The organism is Inquilinus limosus DSM 16000, assembly GCF_000423185.1.
Taxonomy (GTDB): Bacteria; Pseudomonadota; Alphaproteobacteria; order DSM-16000; family Inquilinaceae; genus Inquilinus; species Inquilinus limosus.
Genome location: NZ_AUHM01000036.1, coordinates 14,562 through 27,994, shown reverse-complemented (window position 1 = coordinate 27,994; position 13,433 = coordinate 14,562). Strand labels below are relative to the sequence as shown.

The window sequence follows — 13,433 nt, the reverse complement described above, 5'->3', positions numbered from 1 at the left end:
CCGTCCGGTTAGGAGTCCCGGTCGTCGAGGGGCAGCGATGACGACCGGGACCGAGGCGGGGCCGTGGGGCGGCCCCGTCTCACGGGCGCTCCGCCTGGGGGAAGGCGGGGCCCGCTTCGGTGGCCGGCTTCTTGCGATCGCGCCAGGCGATCAGCCGGTAGAACATCGGGATGAAGAAGGTGGCGATGGCGGTGGCGGCCAGCATGCCGCCGATCACCCCGGTGCCGATCGAATGGCGGCTGGCCGAGCCGGCGCCGCTGGCGATCGCCAGCGGCAGACAGCCCAGGATGAAGGCCAGCGAGGTCATCACGATCGGCCGGAAGCGCAGCTTCGCCGCCTCCAGCGCCGCCTCGACCGCGCCCATCCCCTCCTCGCGCTTCAGCACCGCGAACTCGACGATCAGGATCGCGTTCTTGGCGGCGAGGCCGATCAGGGTGACGAGGCCGATCTGGAAGTAGACGTCGTTCTGCAGCCCGCGCAGCCACACCGCGACCAGCGCCCCGAACAGGGCGAAGGGCACGGCCGTCAGCACCGCGATCGGCAGCGACCAGCGCTCGTACTGCGCCGCCAGGATCAGGAACACCATGACGAGGCCGAACAGCAGCGCCTGGTTGCCGGAGCCGCCGGCCGACTGCTCCTGGAAGGCCGAGCCGGTCCAGGCCAGGGCGTAACCCTGGGGCAGCACCTCCTTGGCCAGCTGCTCCATCGCCGCGATCGCCTGGCCCGAGGAGAAGCCCGGGGCCGGGCCGCCCATGATCTTCGCCGCCGGGAAGATGTTGAAGCGCTCGACCTGGTCGGGGCCGGTGATCCGGCGCGTCTTCACCAGCGCGTCGATCGGGATCATGGCGCCGCCGTCGGCGCGGACGAAGACCTGCTTCAGGTCCTCCGGCCGCTGGCGGAAGTCGCCTTCCGAGGCCAGGCTGACCCGGTAGTTGCGGCCGTACAGGGTGAAGTCGTTGACGTAGAGGCTGCCGAAGGTGGCCTGCATCGCGTCGAAGATCGACGAGATCGGCACGCCCAGCGCCCGCGCCTTCTCGCGGTCGACGTCGAGCTTGTATTGCGGGATGGCGATGTTGAACATCGACCGCACGCCGGCCAGGTCGGGCCGCTTGGCCGCGGCCTCGGCCAGCCGCTGCGTCACCTGGGCCAAGGCCGGATAGCCGGCGCCGGTGCGGTCCTGGACATAGGCCTCGAAGCCGCCGGTCGTGCTCATGCCCATGATCGGCGGCGGGTTGAAGGCCAGCACCATCGCGTCCTTGATGCCGGCGTTCATGCCCATGAAGGGCATCGGCAGGTTGCGCGCGTCGAGCGCCGGATCGGTGCGCTGCGACCAGTCCTTCAGCGGCACGAAGACGACGCCGGCATAGGTCTTCTGCGCGGCCGACAGCAGGTCGAAGCCGGGCACGTCGATGCTTTCGCTGACCGCCGGATGCTTCAGGACGTTCTGCGTCGCCTCGGCCAGCGCCTTCTCCGTCCGCTCCAGCGAGGCGGCGGGCGGCAGGAAGGCGGCGACGATCAGGTAGCCCTGGTCCTCGTCCGGCACCAGCGAGCCCGGGATCTGCTGGAACAGGTAGCCCGCCACGCCGACGAAGCCGGCGAAGAGCAGGAGGCCGATGGCGAAGCGCTTGAGGAAGAAGCGCACGCCGGCGGTGTAGGCCGCGGTGATGCCGTCGAACACCCGGTTGAACCAGCGGAACGGCAGGGCCGGCTCGTGATGGCCGGGCTTCAGGATCAGGCCGCAGAGCGCCGGGGTCAGGGTCAGCGCGACGATGCCGGAGATGATGACCGACACCGCGATGGTGACCGCGAACTGGCGGTACATCTCGCCCGCCAGGCCGCCCATGAAGGCGACCGGCACGAACACGGCGCAGAGCACCAGCACGATGGCGATGACCGGGCCCGACACCTCGTCCATCGCCTTCCGCGCCGCCTCCTTCGGCGGCAGCTTCTCGGTGCGCATGATGCGCTCGACATTCTCGAGCACGACGATCGCGTCGTCGACGACGATGCCGATGGCGAGGATCAGACCGAACAGCGTCAGGAGGTTGATCGAGAAGCCGAGCATGTACATGCCGGCGAAGGTGCCGATGATCGAGATCGGCACGGCGATCACCGGGATCAGCGTCGCCCGCACATTCTGCAGGAAGACGAAGACCACCAGCACGACCAGGACCATCGCCTCGATGAAGGTCTTGATCACCTCGTCGATCGAGACCTGGACGAAGCGGGTGGTGTCGTAGGGGATGGCGTAGGTGATGCCGTCGGGGAAGGCCTGCTTCAGCTCCTCCATCCGCGCCTTCACGCCTTCCGCCGTCTCCAGCGCGTTGGCGCCGGGCTGCAGATAGATGCCGATCGCGGCGGCCGGCTTGCCGTTGTAGTTGGCGGCGGAGTTGTAGGCCTGGGCGCCGAGCTCGACCCGCGCCACGTCCTTCAGCCGCAGCGTCGCCGCGTTGCTGTCGGACTTCAGGATGATGTTCTCGAAGGCTTCGGCGTTCGGCAGGCGGCCATCGGTCGTCGCCGAATAGGTGAAGGCGAGGCCATTCGCATCCGGCTCCTCGCCGAAGCGGCCGGCGGCGAACTGGGCGTTCTGCTCGCGGATCGCGGCGGCGACGTCGCTCGGCGTCAGGTCGTACTGCGCCAGCTTGTCCGGCCGCAGCCAGATCCGCATCGAATAGTCCTTGCCGGCGCCGAACAGCGAGGCGTCGCCGACGCCGGGCACGCGCTTGAGGTCATCGATGACATTCAGCAGCGCGTAGTTGTTCAGGTAGATCGGGTCGTACTTCCCGCTCTCGTCGTGCAGGATCACGGCCTGCAGGATCGAGCTGGAGCGCTTGTCGACGCGGACGCCGGTGCGCTGCACCTCCTGCGGCAGGGTCGGCAGCACGCGCTGGACGCGGTTGTTGACGTTGATCGTCGCCTGATCGGGATCGGTGCCGATCTTGAAGGTGACGGTCAGCGTCATGGTGCCGTCGCCGGTGTTCGTCGACCGCATGTACAGCATGTCGTCGACGCCGTTGATCTGCTGCTCGAGCGGCGCGGCCACGGTCTGGGCCACGGTCTCGGCGCTGGCGCCGGAATAGGTCGCGGTGACCGACACCTCGGGCGGCACGATCTCCGGATACTGCGCGATCGGCAGCACGCGCATCGCCACCAGCCCGGCCAGGGTGATGACGATCGAGAGAACGGCCGCGAAGACCGGCCGGTCGATGAAGAAGCGGGAGATCACGGGGTCACCTGCGCGACCTTGGCGGCCGAGGGCCGCACCGGGCTGCCCGGCTGGACCTTGATGACGCCCTCGGTGATGATCCGCTCACCGCCCTTGAGGCCGCTCTCGACCAGCCAGCCGCCCTCGACCTCGCGGCCGAGCGTCAGCGGCCGCGCCTCGGCCTTGTCGCCCTCGCCCAGGGCGTAGACGAACGGCCCCTGCGGGCCCTGCATCACCGCCACCTGCGGCACCACGATGCCCTGCTTCAGCGTCAGGCCGCCGACGGTGACCCGGACGAACTGGTTTGGCATCAGGAGGCCCTGGGCGTTCGGCAGCACCGCGCGGGCACGGACCGTGCCGGTCGCGCCGTCGACGATGCTGTCGGTGAAGTTGATGGTGCCGCCCTGGTCGTAGACCCGCCCGTCGCCCAGCTTCACCGTCACCGGGAAGCGGCGGTCCTGCGGCCCGTCGACCTTGCCCTGGTCGAGCAGCCGCCGGATCTCGGCGAAATCGGCGTCGCTGAAGGAGAAGGTGACATAGGCGGGGTCGAGCTGGGTAATCCGGGTCAACAGGCCGTTGACGCTGATCAGGCTGCCCTCCGGCACCTCCTCGATGCTGGTCATGCCGCCGAGCGGCGCCGTCACCGTCGTGTAGTCGAGGTTGAGCTGCGCCGCCTTGAGCTGCGCCTCGGCCGCGGCCACCGCCGCCTCGTCGGTGCGGACCTGGGCCGCGGTGTCGTCGCGGTCCTTCTCCGAGCCGGCGCGGCTGGCGAACAGCCGGGCGGCGCGCTCGGCATTGACGCGGTCGTTGGCGAGCTGGGCCTGGGCCTGCTGCAGCTGCGCCTTGGCGCGCGCCACCTCGGCCTCGTAGGTTGCGGGGTCGATGCGGAACAGCTCCTGCCCCTCGGTCACCCGCGCGCCCTCGGTGTATTCGCGCTTCAGGAGGATGCCGCCGACGCGGGCGCGCACCTCGATCTCGCGGAAGGCCGAGACGCGGCCGGCATAGGTGTAGGTCAGCGGCACGGGGGCGGCCGACACCTCCTGCACCGTCACCTCCGGCGGCGGGGGCGCGGATTGCGTCTGGGCCTGGGCTTCACCGGCACTTTCGTTGCAAGATGCGAGAATCGGCGCGGCGGCCACGGTGAGGGCCAACGCGACGGCGCGAAGTGAAGACGACTTGCTCACGGTGACCGCCCCTTTGCCTGAGAGTTTTTTGCGCTGCACAACATATTCGGACGACGGGGTGCGACGCAGGATTGATTTATATACATTTCCGAATGTATGTATGGAGAGCATGAACCGCTCCCGCAATCCACCATTCGGCCCCCACGCTGCCATGTCGGCACTTCCCCAGAATGCCTGCCCTTTGCCGCCGGAGCAACGGCGGACACCGAGCGGACGCAACGACACCGTCTATCGGGTGAGGAGCGGCAGCCGATCCCGCAGGGGGCGACATCGCGCCGGACGGCGCCCCGAATCCGGAATGGCTGAGTTCACGACAACCCCTTCCCGCTGCCGGAATTCTCGCACTGCACAACGGCCAAGTCCAGCTGGACCGCTGCGCTCGGATGGTTTTATATACATACTTGGACGTATGTAAAGAGAAAAAAGGGGGAGAGGAGAAGAAACATGGCACGCCGCACCAAGGCCGAGGCTGAGGAGACCCGGCAGAAGATCCTGGACGCTGCGGAGCGGCTGTTCTTCGTCGACGGGGTGTCGCGCACCTCGCTGGAGCTGATCGCCAATGCCGCCGGGGTCACCCGGGGCGCCATCTACTGGCACTTCAAGAACAAGGTCGAGCTGTTCGAGGCGCTGCACGAGCGGGTGAAGCTGCCGGCGGAGGACATCGTCGAGCGGGCGGTGGCCGACGGCCATCCCGACCCGCTGGGTCTGATCGAGCAGGCGATGATGGAGTGCTTCGTCGCCCTGACCGAGGACGAGCAGCGCCAGCGCGTCTTCACCATCCTGACCTGCCGCTGCGAGTATGTCGGCGAGATGCTGGCGGCGCTGGCGCGCCAGCGCGAGGCGCACGACCACATGCGCGCGACGATGAACCGGGCCTTCACCAAGGCGCAGGAATCGGGGCAGCTGAACCCGGCCTGGCCGCCCGAGGTGGCGGCCAGCACCCTGACCTGCCTGATGGTCGGGCTGATGGTCGACTGGATCCGCTTCGGCCGCCGCTTCGACCTGGTCGAGACCGGCACCCGCAGCGTCGGCGAGCTGTTCCGCGCCTTCCGTCGCGAGACCGAGCCGGCGGTCTGCTGAGGCCTCGTCCCGACGAATCGGATCTGGCCGGCGCCCGAACCGCCGCGACGACGGAGAAGCACCCGAAGCCCGGCCCTGGCTGCGCAAGACGGCGAGGAGTGCGCGGCCAGGAAACAAAACCGGATTTCCCCGTCTGACGGCGCAAGCCATACTCGCGGGTACCTGACCTGAGGCTCATCTCCTGGTCAGTGCGGGACAGGTGGCATGGAGCGCAGGCTCGCCGCCGTCATGATCGCCGATGTCGTCGGCTACAGCCGCCACAGTCAAGCCGACGAGGAAGGGACGCGCGCCCGGTTCCAGGCCGACCTCCGTGAAGTGTTCGAGCCGAAAATCGCCGAGCACCACGGCCGGTTGGTCAAGACCATGGGCGATGCGCTGCTGGTCGAGTTCCACAGCGTGGTCGATGCGGTGCGATGCGCGGTCGAGATGCAGCGCATCAAGGAGGAGCGCAACGCCGCGGTCCCCGAGCGCGAGCGCCTCGTCTACCGCATCGGCGTCAATCTTGGCGACGTCATCGTCGAGGGCGACGACATCCATGGCGACGGCGTCAACATCGCCGACCGGCTGCAGGGCCTGGCCGATCCGGGCGGGGTCACGATCTCCGGCCCGGTTTACGATCAGGTGGGGACGAAGCTGAACGTCGGCTACCACTTCCTCGGCGAGAGGCCGGTGAAGAATGTCGACGCGCCGGTGCGCGTCTACCGGGTGCTGTCGAATCCGGATGCCGCCGGCAAGACGATCATCGCCGGCGAGCGGCCGATCCGATCATGGCGTCGGCCAGCAGCGGTGGCAGTGGCCGTCATCGTGATCGTCGCCGCAGGGGCGGCCGCATGGTGGAGCCCCTGGGAGCCGCAGCCTGAAACCGCGATCGCCATGGCCTCCTTGCCCGACAAGCCGTCGATCGCCGTGCTGCCGTTCAACAACATGAGCACGGATGCAGAGCAGGGCTATCTCGCCGACGGCCTCACGGAGGATCTGACGACGGAACTCGCGCGGATTCCCGGCCTGTTCGTCATCTCCCGCAATGCCGCCTTCACCTACAAGGGCAAGGATGTCGAACCCGCCCAGGTCGCGGCGAAGCTGGGCGTCCGCTACATCCTCGAAGGCAGCGTCCGCCGGGCCGGCGACGACATGCGGATCAACGCCCAGCTCATCGATGCCCGAACCAACGGCCATCTCTGGGCCGAACGCTATGACGGCGCCTGGAACGACGTGTTCAAGCTGCAGGACAGGATGGTCGAGCAGATCGCCGCGGCGCTGAAGCTGCGGCTGATCGACGGCCCGCGCGCTGCCGAAGCTGCAGGCGGCACGAGCGTGCCGGCCGCGTATGAGGCCTATCTCAGGGGATTGGAAGACGAATATCGCGGCACTCCAGACGCCGTGGGGAAAGCCGCCGGACATTACAAGCAGGCCGTCGCACTCGATCCGAATTTCGGGCGCGGCTGGGCCCGATTGGCATGGCTTCATTGGAACGCTCACGGCCCGGAAATGGACCGGGCCCTGGCAATCGCGCCGGATGAATTCTACTCGACGATCGACGAGTTCATGCGAGAGGCCGAAAAGCGTCCATCGGCGACCTATTATCAGATCCTCGCCGATCTCCTGATTCACAGATGGGAGCCTCAGGAGGCCGTGGCCGCCGCGGAACGCGCGATCGCGCTCGATCCGAGCGATCCCGAGAGCTATCTGCAGATGAGCCTGGCATTGACCTTCAGCGGGCGGCCGGCGGATGGGAAGAGCTATCTCGATGCCGCATACCGCGTCGATCCGCGGCCGGAGGAATGGCGGTACTTCCTGGAAGGGCTAGCCGCCTTCTCGATGGATCGTTTCGATGCTGCGGTCGCTTCGCTGACGAGGATCGACTCCAGATCCGGTGCCTTCTGGAGCCGCTTCCACAGCCGGATCGTACTGGCCGCAGCCTATGGGCATCTCGGCCGCCCCGATCTCGCGGCGGCGCTTCGAGGGGAGCTCGATGATCTTTCCAGGGAAGTGCACAGGAATCCCGCGACCGTCATGACGGCAATGATCAATCTTCCCTTCACGACACCGACCGATCGCCATCGGCTGCGCGACGGGCTGCGCAAGGCTGGCGTGCCGGACATCCCGTACGGGTACGATCCGACGTCGAAGGATCGATTGACCGGAGAGGAGATCAGATCGCTGATCTTCGGTCATACCGCCCTCGCGCGAAACATCGATTCCGGCCGGGAATGCTCATACACACGGACCACGGACGGGACTCCTTCCGTGTCATGTGGTTCGTGGTCGGACGCCGGAAGTACCCCTTGGTTCGACGACAATGTGATCTGCTACTGGTGGAAGAAAACCGGCGCGGTTTGCGTGACCTACTTCCGAAATCCGGAAGGGTCTGCCGCGACGCGGAACGAATTCATCTCGGTGACTCCGTTCAACCGTTGGGAATTTTCGATCGTCGAGTGACCCGACCGCCGGCCGGGATGGACCTGGCACCCTACTCCCCCGCCGCCTGGGTCCGCGGGCGGTGGCGCTTGCTCCAGGTGAAGGTCGAGGTGACGCCGAAGTTCCAGACCGAGGACAGGGCCGCGCCGAGGAAGCTGGCCAGGGCCCAGGGCACGGTCTGTTCGAACAGGAACTCCGCCACCTGCAGGTTGATCACGGCGCCGATGGCGCAGGCGGCGTAGAAGGACAGGAGGCCGCGCAGGAAGTCGCGGCCCCGCAGCTGCTTGTCGCGGTAGGTGATGCGGTTGTTGAGGGCGAAGTTCGAGGTCATCGCCCCCACGGTCGCCAGCGCCTGGGCCCAGTAGAAGTCCCAGTTGAAGGCGTGCAGGAACAGCCCGACCAGGGCCAGTTGCACCGCCACGCCGGACAGCCCGACCATGACGAACAGGATGAAGCGCGCCGGGATCGTGCCGCCCAGCAGCTTGTCGAAGATCAGCATCAGGAATTCCAGGCTGACGGCGAAGTCCAGCTTGCTTTCGCCGCTCAGCCGGCTGCGGAAGACGAAGGGCAGCTCGGCGAAGCGCAGCGGGCGCCCGGCCGAGGCGAAGATGTCGAGCAGGATCTTGAAACCCTGCCCGTTCAGGCGGTCCGCCACCTCCTCGATCAGCGGCCGGCGCAGCATGAAGAAGCCGCTGAGCGGGTCGGTCAGCTCGCGCGGCACCACCATGCGGGCGAGGCGGATGCCGAGGCCGGACAGACGCTCGCGCTTCTCCGAGAAGCTGCCGAGGTCGCTGCCCGGCAGGAAGCGGCTGGCGACGACGATGTCGAGCTTGTCGGCCTTCAGCCGCTCCAGCATCTTCGGCAGCAGCGTCTCGTCGTGCTGCAGGTCGGCGTCCATCACCGCGAGATAGGGCGCGCCGGTCGCCATCATGCCCTCGACCGTGGCCGAGGACAGGCCGCGCCGGCCGATCCGCTTCAGGCAGCGGACATTGTCGCGGGTCTCGGCGATCCGGTAGACCGCCTCGGCCGTGCCGTCGGTCGAATCATCGTCGACGAAGATCACCTCCCAGGCGATCCCGGCGAGGGCCGTGTCGAGGAGTTCGACAAGGCGTCCGACATTGCCGACCTCGTTCAGCGTCGGCACCACCACGGCGAGCTCGTAGCGCATCACTTGGTCGCCACCCAGGGCGCGTTCGGCGGCAGCGGCAGCGGCCACGGCGCCTTGAAGCCGCGTGCGGTGTAGACGTGCAGGGTCAGCTCGGCCCGGCCGCCGCGATGGACGATGATGTCCGGCTGCGGCTCGACCGAGGCGAAGTAGGGCCGCCAGCGATCGTCGAAATCCTTCAGGAACTCGTCCTGGCCGATGATCACCGCGTCATGGCCGGCGAAATCCATCTGGTTCCAGCCGAAGGCCAGGTTGCGCGGGTCGCGGCACAGGCACAGCACCGGCAGCCGGTCGCCGAGCTGCACGTCGATCTTGCCGGTCTGGTGCCACTGGGTGCCGACCACGAACAGGCCCGGCCGGTCGAACCAGCCGCGCTCCTGCGCCGCCGCGCGCAGATCGGTCCAGTCCAGCCCTTCCAGCGTCGGGTCCCAGATCTCGGTCGGGCCCAGCCCCGGCAGCGCGCGCATCCACCCGGTGGCGGCGTGGCTGCCCAGCACCACCAGCACCGCCACGGTGGCGATGCCCGAGGCCTTGAGCCAGATCCGGGCGGCGCGCCCCACCCTTGTCCCGACTCCCGCGTCGAGCCACCGCGCCGTGGCGGCGCCGAGCAGCGGGAACAGCAGCAGATAACCCGGGGCCTGCCAGTGGAAATGGGCGCCGATCCGGGCCCAGGAGGCCACGGCGGTGAACAGCACGATCGGGATGATGGCGAGGCTGACCAGGAACCAGGCGCGCAGGTCCTTCGGGCCGCGGATCAGCCCGGCGACGAAGACCCAGATCATCGGCGCCCAGACCCAGGGCAGCAGCCAGATCGCCTGGCCGCCGATGTTCTGGCCCAGCCAGTCGAGCCGGAACCGCCCGCCGGAGCTGCGGCCGCCCTGGAACAGGAACGACACCCACTGGTTCTCGGCGTTCCAGATCAGCACCGGCGAGAAGATCGCGAAGGCGATGACGACAGCGATCCAGGGCGCCGGATGCGCCAGCCAGCGCCGCCGCCCCGGCGTGGTCAGCAGGAACAGCAGCAGCCCCGCCATGATCAGCACGGCGTGGTATTTCGACAGCAGCGCCAGGCCGAAGCAGACCCCGGCGCCGAGCCACCAGCGCCAGGCGGCGCCGGGCGACAGCGTCTCCGGCTCCGGCACCACCACCCGGGCGACGCAATACGCGGCCGCCAGGAGGAACAGGAACAGCGGCCCGTCCGGCTGCACCCAGCTGCCGACGCTGAGGAAGAACACGGCCGACAGGTTCAGCAGCAGCGCCGCCCAGACCCCGGCCCAGGCGCCGAAGAGGTACGCCCCCAGCCGGTACATCAGCCAGGTCGAGACCCCGAACATCAGCACATAGGGCAGGCGCAGCCACAGCTCGGCGTCGCCGAGGCCGATCATGGCGTGGGTGATCCACAGGAACAGCGGCGGCTGGTCGAAATAGCTGAGGGCGAAGAAGCGGGCGGTCGCGACGTAGTAGGATTCGCCGTTGCCGTAGCCGAGCGCCCAGGCCAAAGCGAGCCGCAGCAGCCCGCCCAGCAGGATCAGCCAGAACATCGCCCCCTGGGGGGTGCCGAGCCGCAGCCCGCCGCCGGATCCCGTGGATCCCGGCCGGGCGGACGCGGCGGAAAGAGCGTCGGTCATCCGCATTCCCAGCAGCCGCCGCCGAGGCGGGCTGCACCTATCGATCTCGCGGATCGGTCGATCCTGCGCGACCGCGCTTCATACCAGCACGGGCCCCGGCCGGCCAGCGCCGATCAGTGCGGCCGGATGCAGCGGGTTACAGCAGCGCCGCGGCCGCGGCCCACCAGCCGCGCCCGGCCAGCGCCGCCTCCGCCGCCTTGGCCGCGGCCGGGGTCTCGAACAGGCCGAAGCAGGTGGCGCCGCTGCCCGACATCCGGGCCAGGCGGCAGCCGGGCTGCGCCGCCAGCGCCGCCAGAACCTCGCCGACCACGGGCGCCAGTTCCATGGCCGCCGCGGCCAGGTCGTTGCCGCGCCCGGCCAGCAGGCCGCAGAGCCGGTCGAGATCCGGGCGCCTTTCCGCGAAGCGGGCCTCGGCCGAGAAGCCGCCGCGCCGGGCCCGGAACACGTCGGGGGTCGACAGCGGCACGCCGGGATTGACCAGCAGGATCGGCATGCCGGCGAGGTCCGGCCCCGGCTCCAGCCGCTCGCCGACGCCGCCCAGCCAGGCGGTGCGGCCGGCGAGGCAGACCGGGACATCGGCGCCGAGCCCGGCCGCGACCTCGGTCAGCCGCGGATCGTCCGGCGCCAGATCCCAGAGCACGGCGAGGCCGCGCAGCACCGCCGCGGCGTCGGCCGAGCCGCCGCCGATCCCGGCCGCCACCGGCAGCCGCTTGTCGAGGGTGACGGCGATGCCGTCCGGCCGCCCGACCGCCGCCGCCAGGCGCCGGACCGCGCGCAGCGCCAGATTGTCGTCGCCCGGCGGGATCGCGCCGGCGAAGGGGCCGGTGACGGAGAGGCGGGGTGCGTCCGCCACCTCCAGGGTCAGCGCATCGCCGACATCGGCGAAGACGACAAGGCTGTCGAGCAGGTGGTAGCCGTCGTCCCGCCGGCCGACGACGTGGAGGTAGAGATTGACCTTGGCCGGCGCGGTGCCGGACCAGATCTTGCCGGGTTTCGTCACGATCAGTTCGAGGTCACGGGCGTCGGAGTGTCCGGCAGGCCGTTGGCCAGCTTGGCCTCGATCTTGTCCTTCGGCGGGTCGCCCTCGGTGGTGCGCAGCGCCGCCTCCCACTGGTAGCGCGCCTCCAGCTTGCGGCCGACCCGCCAATAGGCGTCGCCGAGATGGTCGTTGATGGTCGGGTCCTCGGGCTTCAGCGAGATCGCCTTCTCCAGCGTCTCCACCGCCTTGTCCATTTGGTTGGTGCGGTAATAGACCCAGCCCAGGCTGTCGATGATGTAGCCGTCGTTCGGCGACAGCTCGACCGCCTTGCGGATCAGCTCCTCCGCCTCCTTCAGGTTCTTGCCGCGGTCGAGCAGCGAGTAGCCGAGATAGTTCAGGAGGTTCGCGTGCTCCGGGTTCAGCCCGATGGCGCGGCGCAGATCCTGTTCCGCCCGGTCGAAGCGGCCGCTGCGCTCGAGCGCGATGCCGCGGCGGTAGAGGAAGGTCCAGTCCACCTCCTCCAGCCGCTTCTGCCGGCGCGCCGCGTCGTCATAGGCGACGACGGCGGAGGCGAAATCCTGCTTCGCCCGGTACAGGTCGCCGAGCCGGAGATAGCCGGCCGGACTGTCCGGCCGTTCCGACACCAGGTCGGAGGCGAGGGCGATGCCCTTGTCGAACTCCTCCAGCCCCTCATAGGCCAGGGTCTCGCGCAGCCGCGCCATCCAGCCGGCCGGGGTGTTGTCCGGCAGCGTTTCATAGGCGGCGATCGCGTTCCGGTACTGGTCCTGCCCGGCCAGCACATCGCCCAGCAGGATCTGCGCCACCGGGAAGGAGGGCCGGAGATAGAGGGCGAGGCGGATATAGATCAAGGCGGTGTCGCCGCCCTCGGCATCGCGGTCCTGGCTGACGGCGCTGGCGATGTAGAACAGGGCCTCGGCCAGCCCATCGGCCGGGCTGCCGATGATCGGCTGCGGCCGCTCGCCCTTGTCCAGGCGCTGGATCGCCGGCTCCAGCAGCAGGTTGTCGCCGTTCTGGTCGGCGAAGGCGCGGTAGACCTGGCGCGCCTTGTCGCGCTGGCCCTGGCGCTGATAGACGCCGGCCAGCCCTTCGACCAGGCGCACGGTGCCGCCCATCTCGCCCAGCGCCTCATAGGACTTCTGCGCGCCGTCGAGGTCGCCGAGATAATCGAGCAGCAGGGCCTTCTGGATCACCGCCAGCGCGTCCGGCCGCGGCGGCTGCAGCAGCGGGTCGAGGCTGGACAGCGCCGCCTTGCCGTCCCCGGCGCCGACCCTGAGCCAGGCGGCGATGATCGGCGTGACCGTCTTGGCGGTGCCCGCCGCCTCCATCGCCTTGAGGCGGGTCAGGGCCTCGCGCCACTTGCCGGCCTTGGCGTCGTGCAGGACCAGGGTGATGCGGACCAGCTGGTCGGCCGTGTCGGCGGTGTCCAGGCGCTGGGCCAGCCTGGCGGCGCCTTCGACGTCGCCGCCGGCCAGGGTCAGGGTGAAGCTGCGCCGCAGCAGGGCCAGGTTGTCCGGATCCGCGGCCAGCACCTGGCTGAAGAAGCGGCCGGCGGAGGAGAGGTCGCGGCTGGCCAGCGCGTGGGCGCCGGCGAGATAGGCGCCGGAGACCGTGCGCGGGTCGGTGGCGGCCTCGGCGGCCGGCGGCAGCAGGGCCGTCGCCGCGACACAGGAGGCCAGAAGGGTCGTCCGCCAGACGGTCATGCGCGTCCAATTCCGCCGAAAGGTGCCGTGATCCCCCGAAGCTAGGGTGCCGG

The 13,433-nt window shown here is 69.2% G+C and carries 8 protein-coding genes; 2 read left to right on the top strand and 6 right to left on the bottom strand.

Going from position 1 to position 13,433, the window contains the following annotated elements; genetic code table 11:
• Positions 1-79: 79 nt before the first annotated feature.
• On the bottom strand, positions 80-3,226 hold the full coding sequence (locus G537_RS39805; protein ID WP_281171504.1) for an efflux RND transporter permease subunit: 3,147 nt from the start codon (positions 3,224-3,226) through the stop codon (positions 80-82).
• Positions 3,223-4,251, bottom strand: coding sequence for an efflux RND transporter periplasmic adaptor subunit (locus G537_RS39800; RefSeq protein ID WP_245579143.1), 1,029 nt, complete (start codon positions 4,249-4,251; stop codon positions 3,223-3,225). The genes G537_RS39805 and G537_RS39800 overlap by 4 nt, the downstream gene beginning before the upstream one ends.
• 582 nt (positions 4,252-4,833) lie before the next feature.
• Between G537_RS39800 and G537_RS0125365 the strand changes: the two genes are divergently transcribed.
• On the top strand, positions 4,834-5,469 hold the full coding sequence (locus tag G537_RS0125365) for a TetR family transcriptional regulator (RefSeq protein ID WP_026872501.1): 636 nt from the start codon (positions 4,834-4,836) through the stop codon (positions 5,467-5,469).
• A gap of 204 nt (positions 5,470-5,673) precedes the next feature.
• The gene (locus G537_RS0125360; RefSeq protein WP_026872500.1) at positions 5,674-7,908 is read left to right on the top strand and encodes an adenylate/guanylate cyclase domain-containing protein; all 2,235 of its coding nucleotides are present in this window, start codon (positions 5,674-5,676) and stop codon (positions 7,906-7,908) included.
• Positions 7,909-7,939: 31 nt separating this feature from the next.
• Here the strand turns inward: G537_RS0125360 and G537_RS39795 are convergent, their stop codons facing one another.
• From G537_RS39795 to G537_RS0125340, 4 genes are all read right to left on the bottom strand, one after another.
• Positions 7,940-9,103, bottom strand: coding sequence for a glycosyltransferase (locus G537_RS39795; protein ID WP_245579142.1), 1,164 nt, complete (start codon positions 9,101-9,103; stop codon positions 7,940-7,942).
• Positions 9,055-10,680, bottom strand: coding sequence for a glycosyltransferase family 39 protein (locus G537_RS39790; RefSeq protein ID WP_162146149.1), 1,626 nt, complete (start codon positions 10,678-10,680; stop codon positions 9,055-9,057). The genes G537_RS39795 and G537_RS39790 overlap by 49 nt, the downstream gene beginning before the upstream one ends.
• Positions 10,681-10,816: 136 nt before the next feature.
• Positions 10,817-11,680, bottom strand: coding sequence for a 4-(cytidine 5'-diphospho)-2-C-methyl-D-erythritol kinase (locus G537_RS0125345; protein ID WP_026872499.1), 864 nt, complete (start codon positions 11,678-11,680; stop codon positions 10,817-10,819).
• 2 nt (positions 11,681-11,682) lie between these two features.
• A complete protein-coding gene (locus G537_RS0125340) occupies positions 11,683-13,380 on the bottom strand; it encodes a tetratricopeptide repeat protein (RefSeq protein ID WP_026872498.1) in 1,698 nt (565 codons plus the stop codon).
• Between the last annotated feature and the right edge of the window lie 53 nt (positions 13,381-13,433).